The sequence below is a fragment of the Asaia bogorensis genome, assembly GCF_900465345.1.
Taxonomy (GTDB): Bacteria; Pseudomonadota; Alphaproteobacteria; order Acetobacterales; family Acetobacteraceae; genus Asaia; species Asaia bogorensis_A.
Map to the genome: position 1 here is coordinate 13,669 of NZ_UEGO01000012.1, position 15,379 is coordinate 29,047.

Annotated in this window: 14 protein-coding genes; 12 read left to right on the forward strand and 2 right to left on the reverse strand. The window is 60.6% G+C overall.

Features of this window, described 5'->3' with window-relative positions; genetic code table 11:
* Positions 1-92: 92 nt before the first annotated feature.
* Together ED655_RS05745 and ED655_RS05750 are read left to right on the forward strand one after the other, a co-directional pair.
* On the forward strand, positions 93-1,325 hold the full coding sequence (locus tag ED655_RS05745; protein ID WP_122049568.1) for a putative DNA modification/repair radical SAM protein: 1,233 nt from the start codon (positions 93-95) through the stop codon (positions 1,323-1,325).
* Positions 1,322-2,800: a UdgX family uracil-DNA binding protein gene (locus ED655_RS05750; RefSeq protein ID WP_240993522.1), complete on the forward strand. Its 1,479-nt coding sequence runs from the start codon at positions 1,322-1,324 to the stop codon at positions 2,798-2,800. Before ED655_RS05745 ends, ED655_RS05750 begins: the two co-directional genes overlap by 4 nt.
* A 127-nt stretch (positions 2,801-2,927) precedes the next feature.
* On the opposite strand, the gene ED655_RS05755 is transcribed toward ED655_RS05750, so the two are convergent.
* Both ED655_RS05755 and ED655_RS05760 read right to left on the reverse strand, forming a co-directional pair.
* Positions 2,928-4,592 carry a glycoside hydrolase family 13 protein gene (locus ED655_RS05755; protein ID WP_240993523.1) on the reverse strand — a complete coding sequence of 555 codons (1,665 nt, stop codon included), beginning with the start codon at positions 4,590-4,592 and terminating at the stop codon, positions 2,928-2,930.
* Positions 4,593-4,744: 152 nt separating this feature from the next.
* Positions 4,745-6,058: an ABC transporter substrate-binding protein gene (locus ED655_RS05760; RefSeq protein WP_122049363.1), complete on the reverse strand. Its 1,314-nt coding sequence runs from the start codon at positions 6,056-6,058 to the stop codon at positions 4,745-4,747.
* A 532-nt stretch (positions 6,059-6,590) separates the two neighbouring features.
* Here ED655_RS05760 and ED655_RS05765 point away from each other — a divergent pair.
* The 10 genes from ED655_RS05765 to ED655_RS05810 all read left to right on the forward strand — a co-directional run bounded on the left by ED655_RS05765 (position 6,591) and on the right by ED655_RS05810 (position 15,359).
* Positions 6,591-7,130, forward strand: coding sequence for a Spy/CpxP family protein refolding chaperone (locus ED655_RS05765; RefSeq protein WP_122049364.1), 540 nt, complete (start codon positions 6,591-6,593; stop codon positions 7,128-7,130).
* Between the two features lie 323 nt (positions 7,131-7,453).
* Positions 7,454-8,851 (forward strand): signal recognition particle protein, encoded by a 1,398-nt coding sequence (gene ffh, locus ED655_RS05770; protein ID WP_122039280.1) that lies wholly within the window; start codon positions 7,454-7,456, stop codon positions 8,849-8,851.
* Between the two features lie 50 nt (positions 8,852-8,901).
* The gene (rpsP, locus tag ED655_RS05775; RefSeq protein ID WP_023978627.1) at positions 8,902-9,237 is read left to right on the forward strand and encodes a 30S ribosomal protein S16; all 336 of its coding nucleotides are present in this window, start codon (positions 8,902-8,904) and stop codon (positions 9,235-9,237) included.
* Positions 9,238-9,268: 31 nt separating this feature from the next.
* The gene (rimM, locus tag ED655_RS05780) at positions 9,269-9,853 is read left to right on the forward strand and encodes a ribosome maturation factor RimM (RefSeq protein ID WP_062164271.1); all 585 of its coding nucleotides are present in this window, start codon (positions 9,269-9,271) and stop codon (positions 9,851-9,853) included.
* Positions 9,850-10,551 (forward strand): tRNA (guanosine(37)-N1)-methyltransferase TrmD, encoded by a 702-nt coding sequence (gene trmD / locus ED655_RS05785; RefSeq protein ID WP_062164272.1) that lies wholly within the window; start codon positions 9,850-9,852, stop codon positions 10,549-10,551. The genes rimM and trmD overlap by 4 nt, the downstream gene beginning before the upstream one ends.
* Positions 10,552-10,576: 25 nt before the next feature.
* Complete coding sequence (rplS, locus tag ED655_RS05790) at positions 10,577-10,957, forward strand: 50S ribosomal protein L19 (protein ID WP_023978624.1); 381 nt, start codon at positions 10,577-10,579, stop codon at positions 10,955-10,957.
* A gap of 23 nt (positions 10,958-10,980) precedes the next feature.
* Positions 10,981-12,399, forward strand: coding sequence for a 3-isopropylmalate dehydratase large subunit (leuC, locus tag ED655_RS05795; protein WP_122049365.1), 1,419 nt, complete (start codon positions 10,981-10,983; stop codon positions 12,397-12,399).
* Positions 12,399-13,031, forward strand: a complete 633-nt coding sequence (leuD, locus tag ED655_RS05800) for a 3-isopropylmalate dehydratase small subunit (protein ID WP_122049366.1) — start codon at positions 12,399-12,401, stop codon at positions 13,029-13,031. The genes leuC and leuD overlap by 1 nt, the downstream gene beginning before the upstream one ends.
* On the forward strand, positions 13,028-14,137 hold the full coding sequence (gene leuB, locus ED655_RS05805) for a 3-isopropylmalate dehydrogenase (protein ID WP_062164274.1): 1,110 nt from the start codon (positions 13,028-13,030) through the stop codon (positions 14,135-14,137). Before leuD ends, leuB begins: the two co-directional genes overlap by 4 nt.
* A 19-nt stretch (positions 14,138-14,156) precedes the next feature.
* On the forward strand, positions 14,157-15,359 hold the full coding sequence (locus ED655_RS05810) for a pyridoxal phosphate-dependent aminotransferase (protein ID WP_122049367.1): 1,203 nt from the start codon (positions 14,157-14,159) through the stop codon (positions 15,357-15,359).
* The last annotated feature ends 20 nt before the right edge of the window (positions 15,360-15,379 follow it).

Below are 15,379 nucleotides of genomic sequence, written 5' to 3' on the forward strand. Positions count from 1 at the left end.
GAGGGACTGCGGCCTTTTCTGCACGAAATTAACAGCGTTTACCGCACCCTGACGTTCTTGACTTGTTCCTGCGCGATGCCCATTTCGGGTGTATGAAGAAGACCCTCGCCGCACGTCTGGAAATCCTCTCCGATGCCGCCAAATACGATGCGTCCTGCGCATCCAGCGGCGCGCGTTCGAAGAAGAAACCGGGCGAGGAAGGGCTGGGCTCCAAGGCGCCCAACGGGATCTGTCATGCCTACACGCCCGATGGGCGCTGTATCTCGCTGCTCAAGATCCTGATGACCAATTTCTGCATCTATGACTGCGCTTACTGCATCAATCGCTCATCGTCGAAAATCGAGCGGACGCGGTTCACAGTCGAGGAGATCATCTGGATTACGCTTGAGTTCTACAGGCGTAACTATATCGAGGGTCTGTTCCTCTCATCGGGCGTCATCCGCTCCTCCGACTATACGATGGAGGAAATGGTCCGCGTGGCGCGCGAACTGCGTCTGGTCCATCATTTTCACGGCTATATCCACCTCAAGACAATCCCCGATGCGGCACCGCACCTCATTGAGGAAGCCGGTCTCTATGCAGATCGCCTTTCCATCAACGTGGAAATGCCGACCGATGCCGGATTGGCGGCTTATGCGCCTGAGAAGGATGCGGGCCATATCCGGCAGAGCATGGGCGCGCTGCGCCTGCGTATCCAGGAGTCAGGCGACAAGACGCTGAGTGGCCGCAAGCCAAGACGCTTTGCGCCGGGTGGCCAGAGTACGCAGATGATCATCGGAGCCGATAAATCGACCGATCGCGATATTCTGCGCAGCAGTGCCTCGCTCTATTCCGGCTATGCGCTGCGTCGCGTCTATTATTCGGCTTTCAGCCCCATCCCCGATGCCTCGCTGGCCTTGCCTGCGCAGTCTCCCCCGCTCCTGCGGGAGCATCGCCTGTATCAGGCGGATTGGATGGTTCGGTTCTATGGGTTCTCCTTCGAAGAGATCGTTGCTGAACGGCAGGATGGCATGCTCGATCTGGAGCTTGACCCAAAGCTCGCCTGGGCTCTGCAAAACCGCGCCCAGTTTCCACTCGATCTGAACCGTGCCAGCCGTGAGATGTTGTTGCGTGTACCCGGCCTTGGTCCGCGCAGTGTCGGTGCCCTGCTTTCGGCGCGCCGTCATCGGATCATCAGGCTGGAAGATGTGGAGCGTCTGAACGTGTCCCTGCGCAAGATCAAACCCTTTGTGGTGACAGCAGATTGGTCGCCTGGACGGCTGATCGACAAGGAGAATCTTGCGGCATCGTTCCGCCCGCAGCCGCAGCAATTGAGCTTGCTGTGAAGTCGATTTCTCTCCCGGTGGATGCCGGGTTTGAACAGTGGCGCAGCACGGCAAGGGCTGCGCTATCAGAGGGGCTGAGGCCGGACGACATCGAATGGATCAATCCTGACGCAGACCAGCCGGAGCTGTTTGGGGCCGCCGAGCCGGTTGCTGCTCTGGAGCTGGCCCCTGCCAACCCGGCCTATTCTGGCGCCCATGTCAGCAAGGCAGGGCTTGCCATGCTTCGTTCGATCCTGCGGTACCGCGATCCAAAGCGTTTCGCCCTTGCCTATCGCCTGCTTTGGCGGCTCCAGACAGAGCCCGCGCTTCCCGCAATTGCCACAGATCCGGATGTGCGTGAGGCCGCGCGTATGGACCACCAGATCCGTCGCGACGCGCATAAGATGAAGGCGTTCCTGCGTTTTCGGGAGGATGGCGCAGAAGAGGGTGCGCGTCGGCATTTCGTCGCCTGGTTCGAGCCAGAGCATTACATTCTTGAGACGGTGGCCCCGTTCTTTGCCGAACGCTTTTCAGACATGGACTGGTTCATTCTAACGCCAATCGGGTCGATCCTTTTCGAGAACGGCAAGGTAGCCATTGAAAGAACGCCGTGCGAGCCGCCGGACCTGAAAGATGATGTCGAGACATTGTGGCATCGCTATTATCAGTCGATCTTCAACCCTGCGCGCATCAAGACAAAGGCGATGCGTTCGGAAATGCCGACCAAATACTGGAAGAACCTCCCTGAGACGCGGCTGATTCCATCAATGCTCGCCAATGCCGAAAACCGTGTGGCAGCTATGGTTGCGTTGCAGAATGATGGAACAGCCCCCGGTTTTCATGAGCGCCATCAGGCCGAATGGCAGCGTAAGGCGGAGGAGGTCAGGGCAACAGAGGCCGGCCTGACGGGACTTCCGGCGCTGGCGACGGCCTTGGAGCGCTGCCAACGCTGCTCATTGTGCCGTCATGCGACACAGGTGGTGCCCGGTATCGGGCCCGAGAACGCATCCCTCATGATGATCGGTGAACAGCCGGGCGATCAGGAGGATTTGCAGGGCAAGCCTTTCGTCGGCCCGGCCGGACAGGTTCTTGACCGTGTTCTTGCAACTGTTGGCATCGAGCGTGAGGATGTCTGGATGACCAATGCGGTCAAGCACTTCAAATTTGTCTCGAAAGGTCGCCGGCGAATTCACCAGACCCCGGACAGAACCGAAATCGTCGCCTGTTCGGACTGGCTTCGTCAGGAAATTGCCCTGGTCCAGCCAAAGCTCATCGTCACGCTGGGTGCAACCGCCTTGCAGTCACTGGAGGGGAAGGGTGCGAGGCTGGGTGCAAGCCGGGGGCATGTGCGCGGCGCCAATGGCCTGCGCCCGCCAAGCCTTGCTACCATCCACCCGTCCTATCTGCTTCGCCTCCCGGACCCGCAGCGGGCGCGGGAGGAGGAAGAACGGTTCGAGCAGGAACTCGCCATCGCGCGCGACTGGCTCGGTGCGTAGCAGGCAGCCACCTAGCCCGCGCATTTCAGCGGCCTCCTGACGAAACTCGAAAAGCGCGACGGCTGTCGTCGCGCTCCTTATCCTCTCCCGCGTGTTGACGCCGCGTCCGCACCGCTCCCGGTACGCTTCAGCTTTCCTGTGTTTCGCGCATCCAGACTGCGGCATTGCCCGGCAGGAAGCCCGGCTTCTCGATAGGGTGGCTGGCCAGAATGATGTCGCCCTTTGGAAGATAGACAGGATCGCTGCCACAGTTCAGCACGACGCGGATCGGGCCATTCGTGAACTCGACCACGTTGCGGCGTTCCTCCGCCCAGCTGAGTTCACCATGACCGAGCCCGGCGGCTTTACGTTCGGCAAGCAGCGCGCGATAGAGCGCGAGTGTTGAGTCAGGGTCCTTTTCCTCTACCGAGACCGCATAGTTCTTGTAGTGATCGGGCTGGGGCAGCCAGAGTTTGCCTGTTTCATTGAAGCCGAGCGATGGCCCCTTGTCGCTCCACGGCAGGGGGATTCGGCAACCGTCGCGACCGATTTCCTTGCCATCGGTGCGGAAAAAGGCGGGATCCTGCCGGTACTTCCGGTCCAGCGTGGTGTGATCCGGCAGGCCAAGCTCTTCTCCCTGATACAACGTGGCTGAACCAGGCAGGGCAAGCGTCATGAAGATCACGGCCCGTGCCCTGCGCAGGCCGAGCGCCTCGTCAGGTTGCTCATGAGCCGCATCGATTCCCTGCGGGCGTGCGCCGGCGTCCTTCAGGCCCAGCCGTGAGGCATGGCGTACGGTGTCATGGTTGGACATGACCCATGCTGTTATGGCGCCAACCTTATGCATGGCCTCAAGGGAGTCGGTGATGATTTCTCGATACTTGGCAGCGTTCCAGCGACAGAGGAGATAGTCGAAGTTGAATGTCTGCTGCATCTCGTCGGGTCGGACGTAGCGTGCAAGGCGTGAGAGCGGCTTGACCCAGGCCTCGGCAATCAGCATCCGGTCACCGGGGTAACTGGCCAGAAGCTTATGCCAGCTGCGATAGATTTCATGCACGCCGTCGCGGTCCCACATGGGGGCGTCGCTCGGGGTCTTGTCGTCATCCTCGCCCACCATCGTGGCGCGCTCGGTATAGGGCGGAAGGCCTTTTTCCTTGATCAGACCGTGAGCCACGTCGATGCGGAAGCCGTCGACGCCGCGATCCAGCCAGAAACGCAGTACGGACTCGAATTCTGTCCGGACCTCGGGATTGTCCCAGTTCAGGTCGGGCTGACAGCTATCGAACAGATGCAGATACCATTGCCGGGGTTTGCCGTCCTCGCGCTCAGGTTCACGTGTCCAGGCGATCCCGCCAAAGACGCTCTGCCAGTTATTGGGTGGCTCATCGCCATTCTCTCCCTTGCCGTCGCGAAACAGATAACGCGCACGGGCGACACTACCGGGTTCGGAAGCCATGGCTTCCTTGAACCAGACATGCTGATCGGAGGTATGGTTGGGCACCATGTCGGCAATGACGCGCAGACCATGATCATGCGCCTGCTTGATCAGCGCTTCGTAGTCATCGACCGTGCCGAAAATCGGGTCGATCTTTCGATAATCGGAAATGTCGTAACCCGCATCCCCCTGCGGGGACTGGAAGCAGGGCGAGATCCACAAGGCGTCGATCCCGAGATGCTCGAGATAGGGCATATGGCTGATGATGCCGGGTAGATCGCCGATGCCATCACCATTGGAGTCTGCAAACGAGCGTGGATAGACCTGGTAAATGACCGCGTCTTTCCACCAGACAGGATTTGAACCGTTCTGAGACATCGCATTGTTTTCCATGAGATTAGTCTCAGGAAACATCTGGCTGGCAGCCGGGTTGGGTCAGTCACACTAAATTGCACCGATCCACCCACCCCGCGGGATGGATGGATCGCAGATTTCAGATCAATTGCCGCCAGACAAAAGGCGAGGACGACTTACTTCTGATACCCCGCCTGACGGATGACGCGATTGGTGGCGGCATTGGCGGCTGAAAGGCCAGCGTCAACGGTGGTTGAGCCTGCCAGAACAGAGGCGATTGTCTGGCCAACCTGCGTGCCGATGCCCTGGAACGGGGTGATATCGACAAACTGAGCCCCGACATAGGGGCGCGGCTGGGCCGTCTGGCCTGAGGGGTTCGAGCTTTCGATGGCCTTCAGCACGAAAGAAGAGAAGGGTGCGACCTTCTGGTATTCAGCAGACTGATAGGACGAGCTGCGCGTGCCGGGGGGAATATTCACCCAGCCATCCGTCTTGGCCACAAGCTGGATATATTCCTTGGACGTCGCCCACTGGATGAACGTGCTGGCGGCCTCGGCATGGGTGGACGATGCCGGAATGGCAAGGTTCCACGACCAGAGCCAGGTCGGACCACCCTTGAAACTGCCGGTGGGCAGGGAGGCAAAACCGACCTTGTCAGCCACAGAACTCTGCTTGGGGTCGAATACCGTGCCCGCTGCACTGGTGGCATCGACCCAGATGGCGCAATGCCCGGTGGCGAAGAGGGACAGGTTCTCATTGAACCCGTTTGCACTGGCACCCGGCGGGCCGAAATGCTTGAGTATGGAGCTGTAATAGGTGATGGCGTTATGCCAGGCCGGGGTATTGAGCGTCGGTTTCCAGCTCATATCGAACCACTGGCCGCCAAAGCTCGTGACCATGGTGGTGACCACCGTCATGTTTTCGCCCCAGCCCGGTTTGCCGCGCAGGCAGATGCCATAGGTATCGGTCGATTTGTCGGTCGTCTTGGCGGCAAAGTCGCGGATCTGGTCCCAGCTTGGCGTTTCGGGCATCGTGATCCCGGCCTTGGCGAAGAGATCCTTGCGATAAAGCGTCATGACGCTCTCGGCATAGAAGGGCAGGGCATAGACCTTGCCTTCGTAGCTCACGCTCTCACGCACAGGCGCGATGATGTCCGGCAGGTCATAGGCAGCAGACAGATTATCGAATTTATAGAGCCAGCCCTGCTTCGCCCAGAGCGGAACCTCGTAATTGCCGATGGTGAGGATGTCGAACTGACCGGCATGAGTAGCAATATCGGTCGTCACGCGCTGACGCAGCACGTTTTCCTCAAGCGTGACCCAGTTGAGATGGATATCGGGATGCGCCTTCTCGAATACGCCCGACAGCTTGCGCATCTCGATCATCTGCACGTTGTTGACGGTCGCAATCGTCAGGGTCGTATCGGCCTTGGCCTGGGCGCCAAGTCCCAGCCCGAGGGCGGCGCTGGCCAGAAGCAGGGATTTCTTCATGTGGGCTGTCCTTGGAAAAACTCTGGTGAGGTAAGGCGCCAGGATCGGTTCTGGCTGGCAGCAGAGATGTCTGCCATGCGGGACAGGCGAAGCCATGTTCCGCGAGCGAGCTGGGTTAAATGTAACAGGTATGGCCCGCCGCCAGACGCTCGAGGAGGCGTGAACCAGGCAAGGTGATGTCAGGGCCGTTAATGGCTGAAACGATATGATGCCTGAGCATGGGCTACGTGACTCTTGGCGTTCGGGTTCCTGCGCCGCATTCCCTGAGGAAACGCGCCAGCACACGCTGTCATCCTTTCGGCAAATTAACAAGAAGATGACAAGCTCGTAACATGAATGTGTTATGCATGTCCGTGCCCAGTGGAAAGCGTGGGCATTGGCAGGTCGCCTTTCAGGGCGAGAGCTGTAGAGGCTCTGTAACAATGCATACAATCTGTAGTGCTTTCGCCCTAGTTCTCCGCATTCTTCTTGCTAATACGGAGGTCAAGGACATCGTTTTTGGTGTCTTCACAAATATAGGAAGTCGACGAGCATGATCTCGAAGAAAACTTTCTGCATGTTGGCGCTGGCTGCCGCGCCTTCTTTTGCGGCGATCGCTTATGCGCATGCACCTGCTCCCGTACCGAACGGTCCTGTTCCCCCGCCGCCGGGCCATATGGGCATGATGATGCCCCCGCCGCTGATGGGCATGCTGCGCGGTGTTGATCTGACAAAGGAGCAGCGCGACAAGATCCATGCTCTCATGCATGCCCACCGTCAGGATCGTCGCGAGGCGATGCACCAGCGTCGTGATCTGGACACCCAGATTGGCGCCCTGCTTCTTGCCAAGGGGCCTGTCGACAAGGCGAAGCTCGATGGGCTGATCAAGCAGAAGGAGGCCCTGAATGCCAAGGATGAAGAGGCGATGGCCGCCGATGCCGTGGCGATCCATGATGTTCTGACACCCGAGCAGCTCGACAAGGCCCGCGTGACGCAGGATAAGCTCGACGCGCTTGAAGGCCAGATCCGTGATCTGCTGCGTCCCCCCCATGTAAAGGGCGCCGCCGACAAGGATGACGACGACGCACCCTGATCCTGCAACGCCGCGAGGTGCTGCCGAGGGGGCGGGTAGCTGCCCCTGAAGGTCGGGTCCATGACGATCAGTGCTGCTCAGCTTGTGTTGGTCGGGCGGCCTGATTGATGTGTGACCGGGAAGAAGAGGGGCAGGTGGAGCGGATCGCTGTCCTGCCTGCCCCTTTTTCTGTCATCGTGATGCTGAAACGAGGGCAGGCGGGCGCAGGGCAGGTTTTGCCTTGACTTTGCCGCCCCACCCCTTTAGCTCCCTGTCCAGATTTGAAACGCCACCTCGCGAAGACTCGCGCAGTGGCGTCTTTCTGTTGCTTATAAGGGTTCAACGTGTTCGACACGCTTTCTGGCAAGCTTTCCGGTGTATTTGAGGGTCTGTCCAAGCGCGGCAGGCTGTCCGAGGCGGATGTTGCCGAAGCGATGCGTGAAGTGCGTCTGGCTATGCTGGATGCCGACGTGGCGCTCCCCGTTGTGCGTGACTTCGTCAACAAGGTGAAGGAAAAGGCCGTCGGGACGGAGGTGCTCGAAAGCATTTCTCCCGGTCAGGCTGTTGCCAAGATCGTCAATGATGCCCTGATCGAGGCGCTTGGCGGTGCGGGCAATGTGCCGCTGAACCTTGCTGCTGCGGCTCCGGTGCCCGTCCTGATGGTCGGTCTGCAGGGCTCGGGCAAGACCACGACATCGGGCAAGATTGCCCTGCGCCTTCTGACCCGTGAGCGCAAGCGCGTTCTGCTGGCCTCGCTCGACGTGCAGCGTCCTGCCGCGCAGCTCCAGCTTCAGCAGTTGGCCGAGCGCGTCGGCGTGGGCTCGCTTCCCATCATCGCTGGCCAGCAGCCTGTCGAGATTGCGAAGCGCGCTCTCGAGACGGGTCGTCGCGAAGGCTATGACGTCGTCATTCTCGATACGGCAGGTCGTCTGTCGATCGACGAAGCCCTGATGCAGGAAGTGCGCGACGTACGTGACGCGACCAGTCCGGTCGAGACGCTGCTCGTGGTCGATGCCATGACGGGTCAGGACGCGGTGAACACCGCGCAGCGCTTCAACGAGGCGGTCGGCATCACCGGTGTCGTCATGACCCGTATGGATGGCGATGCGCGTGGTGGTGCGGCGCTGTCGATGCGTGCCATCACCGGTGCGCCCATCAAGCTGGTGGGTCTGGGCGAAAAGCTCGAGGCGCTGGACGATTTCTATCCCGAGCGTGTGGCTGGTCGTATTCTCGGCCTTGGCGATATCGCCGGGCTGGTCGAGAAGGCCAGCGAGACGCTCGACCATGAAGAGAGCGAACGCGTCGCCAAGAAGATGATGGCGGGCAAGTTCGACCTCGACGATTATGCCTCGCAGCTGCGTCAGATCGGCAAGATGGGCTCCATCTCCGGTATCATCGGCATGCTGCCCGGTATGGGTAAGCTGAAGGACAAGCTTGGCGATCAGGATCTCGATACCTCGATCTTCCGGCGTCATCAGGCCATCATTTCCTCGATGACCAAGGACGAACGCAAGACGCCCTCGATCATCAAGGCCTCCCGCAAGAAGCGTATTGCTGCCGGTTCCGGCACGACGGTTCAGGAGGTCAACAAGTTGCTCAAGCAGTTTGACGACATGTCCACCATCATGAAGCGCATCAGCAAGATGGGCCTCGGTGGCATGAAGCAGATGCTTTCCGGTCTCATGTCGGGCGGTGCTCCCGGCGGGCGGCCCGGCGGTGGCTTTGGCGGCCCGCGTCGCTAACCCCAACCGGCATGATTTTCACATAGTTTTCGATACCCTGGAGTAAAAATATGAGCGTTAAGATCCGCCTTTCGCGCGCTGGTGCCAAGAAGCGTCCGTACTACCACATCGTGATTGCTGACAGCCGTAGCCCCCGCGATGGCCGCTTCATCGAGAAGGTTGGCGCCTACAACCCGATGCTGCCTTCCGACCATGCTGACCGCATCCGTCTGAACGACGAGCGCATCAAGCACTGGCTGTCGAACGGTGCGCAGGCGACCGATCGCGTTGCCCGCTTCCTTGGCAATGCCGGCCTGATCGAGAAGCCCGTTTACAACGAGCAGCCCAAGCAGTCCGCGCCGAAGAAGCGCGCCCAGGAGCGTGCAGCCGCCAAGGCCGCAGCCTGAGCCATAGACCAGGGATAGGCTTCAGTATTCCATGACGACCGTCAGCGCCCCTTCGGATGTATCGAAAGATATTCTGGTCGCGACCGTGGGCAGGCCCCATGGCGTGAAGGGGCTCGTGCATCTTTTCGCGGCAACCGATGATCCGGCTTCGGTCGAGGATATCGGGGCATTGCATGACGAGAAGGGGCGCGTATGGCGGGCGGAATGGCAGGGTCATGGCATCGCGCGTCTGTTCGACGCGTCGGGTCGCCCCGTTACCGACCGCGATGAAGCGTCGCGTCTCGTGAACCTCAAGCTCTATGTCGGCCGGGACTGCCTGCCCGATACGGATGAGGACGAGTTCTATCATGCCGATCTGATCGGGCTGCGCGCCGAAACCCGCGAGGGCACGGTGCTGGGCACGGTTGCGGTCATTCATGATTACGGCGCGGGTGTCAGCCTCGAAATCACGGCCGCAGGGCAGGATGGCAAGGGTCAGGATCTGATCGTGCCCTTCACCCATGCCTGTGTGCCCGAAATCCTGTTCGATCAGGGCCGGATCATTGTCGAGCCGCCGCATGAGGTGGAAGTCGAGGGTGATCTGTCGGGCAAGGCCGATGTGGCGGTGCGTTCATGACCTGGCGCGCTGACATTCTCACCCTTTTCCCGGACATGTTTCCGGGGCCGCTGGGGTTCTCCCTGGCGGGGCGGGCGCTTGAAGAAGGCGTCTGGTCTCTGGGTGTGCATGATCTGCGTGACTTTGGACGTGGGCGTCATCGCGCCGTGGATGACACGCCATTCGGCGGTGGTGCGGGCATGGTGCTTCGGGCCGATGTGGTTGCCGAAGCGCTGGACTCGATCGAGGCCGATGGCCGACCGGTCATCTACCCGACGCCGCGTGGCGCGCGCCTGACACAGGCGCAGTCGCGCGAGTTCGCGTCGGGTGACGGGGTTGTGGTGCTGTGCGGGCGCTTCGAGGGCGTTGACGAGCGTGTTCTGGAGCGACGCAATGTCGTGCAGATTTCGCTTGGCGATTTCGTGCTGTCGGGCGGGGAAATCCCTGCCTATGCACTGCTCGATTCCTGCGTGCGCCTTCTGCCCGGTGTGATGGGGTCCGAGCTGAGCGATGCCGAAGAGAGCTTCGGTGACGGTCTGCTTGAATACCCGCATTACACCAAGCCAGCCTCATGGGATGGCATGGATGTGCCGGACATCCTGCTTTCTGGACATCATGCTGCGATTGCGGCCTGGCGTCACGAGCAGGCCTGCCTTGTGACACAGGCCAGACGCCCCGACCTCTGGGCGGCCTATGCTGAAGCCAAGACCAACAGATAAATTTTCGTTTTCTCGGAGAAGTACCATGAACATTGTCCAGCAGTATGAGGCGCGCGAAATCGAGCGTCTGACCGCCGCCCGTCCGGTTCCCGAATTCCAGGCCGGTGACACCGTGCGCGTTGGCGTGCGCGTTGTTGAAGGCACGCGTGAGCGCGTACAGGCCTATGAAGGCGTTGTGATTGCCCGTTCCAACAAGGGCCTGAACAGCAACTTCACGGTTCGCAAGATTTCGAACGGTGAAGGCGTTGAGCGTATCTTCCCGCTCTACTCCCCCTCCATCGCCGAGATCGCTGTTGTCCGTCGCGGCAAGGTGCGTCGTGCAAAGCTGTATTACCTGCGTGAGCGTAGCGGCAAGTCGGCTCGTATTGCCGAGCGTCCCCGTGACGTTGCCAAGACGGCTTCCTAAATCAGGATAGTCGAAACCGGTTCATGACAAAGGAGAGTACGGTGGCGCGAACATTGTTCGATAAAATCTGGGATGACCATGTGGTCGAACGCCTCCCGGACGGCACCTGCATCCTATACATAGACCGGCACCTTCTCCATGAGGTGACAAGCCCGCAGGCTTTCGAAGGTCTGCGGATGTCCGGGCGGCGCCTGCGTCGTCCGGATGCGACGGTGGCCGTGGTCGATCACAATGTGCCGACTTCGGACCGCTCGCTGCCGATCGAGGAGCCGGAATCCCGGCTCCAGATCGAAACGCTCGAAAAGAACGTTGCCGAATTCGGCGTTCCCTATTTCAAGCTGCGCTCGAAAGACCAGGGGATCGTGCATGTGGTGGGACCCGAACAGGGCATCTCCCTGCCTGGCATGACCATTGTCTGCGGTGACAGCCATACCTCGACCCATGGTGCGATGGGGGCGCTTGCCTTCGGTATCGGCACTTCCGAGGTCGAGCACGTCATGGCTACGCAGACCCTGCTGCAGAAGCCGGCCAAGAACATGCGTATCACGGTGGCAGGCCAGGTTGGCCCCGGCGTGACGGCCAAGGACATCATGCTGGCGATCATCGGAAAGATCGGGACCGCTGGCGGGACCGGCCATGTGATGGAGTTCGCAGGCGACGCCATCCGTGCGCTCGACATGGCCGGGCGCATGACGCTGTGCAACATGTCGATCGAAGCAGGTGCCCGCGCCGGGTTGATTGCGCCGGACGAGACGACCTTTGCCTATGTCGAGGGCCGCCGCTTTGCCCCCAAAGGCGAAGATTTCGAGAAGGCCTGCGCCTATTGGCGTACGCTGGCCACCGATGAGGGCGCCGTGTTCGACACTGAGGTGACGCTCGATGCCGCCTCCATCCAGCCCAATCTGACCTGGGGCACCAGCCCTGAGGACGTGATTGCCATTGATGGTGTCGTGCCCGATCCGGCAAGCTGCAACGATCCGGCCCGTGCGCGTCAGGTACAGCGTATGCTCGACTATATGGGTCTCGAAGCCGGTCAGAAGATCGCCGGGACCAAGATCGACGTAGCGTTCATCGGCTCCTGCACCAATAGCCGCATCGAGGATCTACGCTCGGCAGCCGCCATTGCCAAGGGCCGCCATGTGGCCCCGGGCGTGCGCGCCATGGTCGTGCCGGGTTCGGGCCATGTGAAGGCCGCTGCCGAGGCCGAGGGGCTGGACCAGATCTTTCTCGACGCCGGATTTGAATGGCGCGAGGCCGGGTGCTCGATGTGTCTGGGCATGAACCCGGACAAGCTGACATCCGGCCAGCGCTGTGCCTCGACCTCGAACCGTAATTTCGAAGGGCGTCAGGGGCCGGGTGGCCGGACGCATCTCTGCTCGCCAGCGATGGCGGCGGCGGCGGCGGTCACAGGCTGCTTTGTCGATGTGCGGGAGATGGCATAATGGACAAGTTCACCACACTCACCGCCATTGCGGCCCCGATGCCGGTCGAGAACATCGACACGGACCAGATTATCCCGGCACGTTTTCTCAAGACCATCCAGCGCAGCGGCCTTGGCAAGAACGCCTTTGCCGCGCAGCGCTACAACGAGGATGGGTCGGAGAAGCCGGAATTCGTGCTGAATCGCGAGCCTTACCGCCAGGCCGAGATTCTGGTCACGCTGGACAATTTCGGCTGCGGGTCCTCGCGTGAACACGCGCCCTGGGCGCTGCTGGATTTCGGTATCCGCTGCGTGATTGCGCCGAGCTTTGCAGATATCTTCTTCAATAACTGCTTCAAGAACGGGATCCTCCCGATCCGTCTGCCGCGCGAAATCTGTGAGAGCCTCATGGAAGATGCGCAGATGGGGGCCAATGCCCGCATCACTGTCGATCTTGAGAAGCAGGTCGTTCAGCGCCCCGATGGCAGCACCATTGCCTTTGATGTTGATGCGTTTCGCAAGCACATGCTGATCGAGGGGCTCGATGATATCGGGCAGACCCTGCAGCATGACAGTGCCATCGCGTCCTTCGAGCAGAAGCGTCAGAGAGATGAATCCTGGCGCCCCACCATTGTGATGGAGACGGTTTCGTGAGCCAGGCCCATAAGCTACTCGTTCTTCCCGGTGACGGGATTGGCCCCGAGGTCATGCGCGAAGTCGTCAAGATTGCGCGCTGGCTGGACGAGGCCAAGGGCCTCAAGCTGGACATGACGGAAGAGCTCGTCGGAGGGGCTTCGCTGGCAGTTCACGGCGTGCCATTGCGCCCTGAAGTCGTAGCGCTGGCCAAGGAAGCCGATGCCGTGCTGTTCGGCTCGGTTGGCGATCCGAAATGGAGCGAGGTCTCGTTCGACAAGCGTCCCGAGGCGGCTATTCTGGGCCTGCGTCAGGAACTCGAGCTTTTCGCCAATCTGCGCCCGGCTCAGGTCTTTCCGCCTCTGGTCAATGCCTCCTCGCTGAAGCCGGAACTCGTGGCCGGTCTCGACATCATGATCGTTCGCGAGACGGTGGGTGGCATCTATTTTGGCGAGCCACGTGGCATCGAAACGCTGGCCGATGGCTCACAGCGCGGAATCAATACCGAAGTCTATACGACCTCGGAAATCGAGCGCGTGGCCCGTGTTGCGTTCGAACTGGCCCGCCTGCGCGATAATCGCGTCTGCTCGGTCGAGAAGTGCAACGTGATGGAGAGCGGCCTGCTGTGGAAGCAGGTTGTGACCGCGCTGCATGCGCGCGAGTACAGCGATGTCACGCTCAGCCATATGCTTGCCGATAACTGCGCCATGCAGCTGGTTCGCAACCCGAAGCAGTTCGACGTGATCGTGACCGGCAATCTGTTTGGTGACCTTCTTTCCGATCTGGCCTCCATGCTGACCGGCTCGCTGGGCATGCTGCCCTCGGCCACGCTGGGCCCGGTGCAGGAGAGCGGCAAGCGCCATGCGCTGTACGAGCCCATTCATGGTTCGGCACCGGATATTGCAGGGCAGGGTATTGCAAACCCGCTGGCACAGATCCTCTCTTTCGCCATGCTGCTGCGTTATTCGCTTCAGCGTGAAGACGAGGCCTGCCTGATCGAGAAGGCGGTATCAAATGTGCTCGCCAGTGGCTTGCGCACGGCCGATATCATGTCCGATGGTATGAACCGCGTCGGCACCGAGGAAATGGGCGCCGCTGTTCTTCAGGAAATGCAGAAGCTGGCCTGAGAGCCAGCCGGAGGAAGATATGTCCCTGATCGCTGCCCGGCTCAACCGGATCTCCCCCAGCCAGACGATCGCCATCACGCAGAAAGCGCGGGCCCTGAAAGAAGCAGGGCGGGACATTATCAGCCTCTCTGCCGGTGAGCCGGATTTCGACACACCGCAAAACGTCAAGCAGGCCGCCTGCGACGCCATCGCCCGTGGCGAGACGCGCTACACGGACGTTGCCGGTACGGCCCCGCTGCGCAAGGCGGTTGCCGCCTGGCTGAACCGCGATTTCGGCCTTGATTACAAGGCCGAAGAGATTGTCGTCTCCACTGGCGGCAAGCAGGTCATCTATGACGTGTTCACGGCTACGCTCGATGCCGGGGACGAGGTGATCATCCCGGCACCGGCCTGGGTCTCCTATCCCGATATTGTGGCGCTGGCCGATGGCACGCCTGTCATCGTTCAGACGAAGCCCGAGAAGGGCTTCCGGCTCGACGCTGAAGCCCTTCGTGCCGCGATCACGCCCAGGACCAAGTGGCTGGTGCTCAACTCGCCCTGCAACCCGACCGGCGCGGTCTATTCCGAAGCCGATCTGCGTGCGCTGTGCGACGTGCTGCTCGATCACCCGCGCATCTGGGTGCTGACCGACGATATCTATGCCAAGCTGGTCTATGACGGCCATGTGAGCAAGACACTGGTACAGGTCGAGCCGAAGCTGCGCGAGCGCGTGGTGACCATGAATGGTGTGTCCAAGGCCTATGCCATGACGGGCTGGCGCATCGGTTTTTCGGCTGCGCCGGTCGAACTGACCAAGGCGCTCATCAAGCTTCAGGGACAGAGCACGAGCAATCCTTGCTCTATCGCTCAGGCCGCAGCGCTTGAGGCTGTGACAGGACCGCAGGATTTCATCGGTGAGATGGTGTCAGTCTATCAGGGCCGACGTGATCTGGTGCTGTCCATGCTGGCTCAGGCACCGGGTCTGACCTGCACAAGACCAGAGGGCGCATTCTATGTGTTTCCCTCCATCGCGGGGCTGATCGGCAAGAAGACAACGTCCGGCAAGGTCATCGAGAATGACGAGGTCTTTGTCACTGAACTGCTTGAGGAGACGGGTGTGGCGGCTGTTCATGGCAGTGCCTTCCTGACGCCTGGATATTTCCGTATCTCTTATGCGACCGATACCGAGAGCCTGCGCGAGGCTTGCACCCGTATCCAGCGCTTTTGCGCCTCTCTGAGCTGAGGCAGTGAGTTTTCGTCTTG

Bases quoted from the DNA above. Each gene is read 5' to 3' on its own strand.
- ED655_RS05765 (WP_122049364.1), top strand. From the start codon at position 6,591: ATGATCTCGAAGAAAACTTTCTGCATGTTGGCGCTGGCTGCCGCGCCT.
- ED655_RS05810 (WP_122049367.1), top strand. From the start codon at position 14,157: ATGTCCCTGATCGCTGCCCGGCTCAACCGGATCTCCCCCAGCCAGACG.
- rpsP (WP_023978627.1), top strand. From the start codon at position 8,902: ATGAGCGTTAAGATCCGCCTTTCGCGCGCTGGTGCCAAGAAGCGTCCG.
- rimM (WP_062164271.1), top strand. From the start codon at position 9,269: ATGACGACCGTCAGCGCCCCTTCGGATGTATCGAAAGATATTCTGGTC.
- leuD (WP_122049366.1), top strand. From the start codon at position 12,399: ATGGACAAGTTCACCACACTCACCGCCATTGCGGCCCCGATGCCGGTC.
- trmD (WP_062164272.1), top strand. From the start codon at position 9,850: ATGACCTGGCGCGCTGACATTCTCACCCTTTTCCCGGACATGTTTCCG.
- ED655_RS05760 (WP_122049363.1), bottom strand. From the start codon at position 6,058: ATGAAGAAATCCCTGCTTCTGGCCAGCGCCGCCCTCGGGCTGGGACTT.
- rplS (WP_023978624.1), top strand. From the start codon at position 10,577: ATGAACATTGTCCAGCAGTATGAGGCGCGCGAAATCGAGCGTCTGACC.
- ED655_RS05755 (WP_240993523.1), bottom strand. From the start codon at position 4,592: ATGTCTCAGAACGGTTCAAATCCTGTCTGGTGGAAAGACGCGGTCATT.
- ED655_RS05745 (WP_122049568.1), top strand. From the start codon at position 93: ATGAAGAAGACCCTCGCCGCACGTCTGGAAATCCTCTCCGATGCCGCC.
- leuC (WP_122049365.1), top strand. From the start codon at position 10,981: ATGACAAAGGAGAGTACGGTGGCGCGAACATTGTTCGATAAAATCTGG.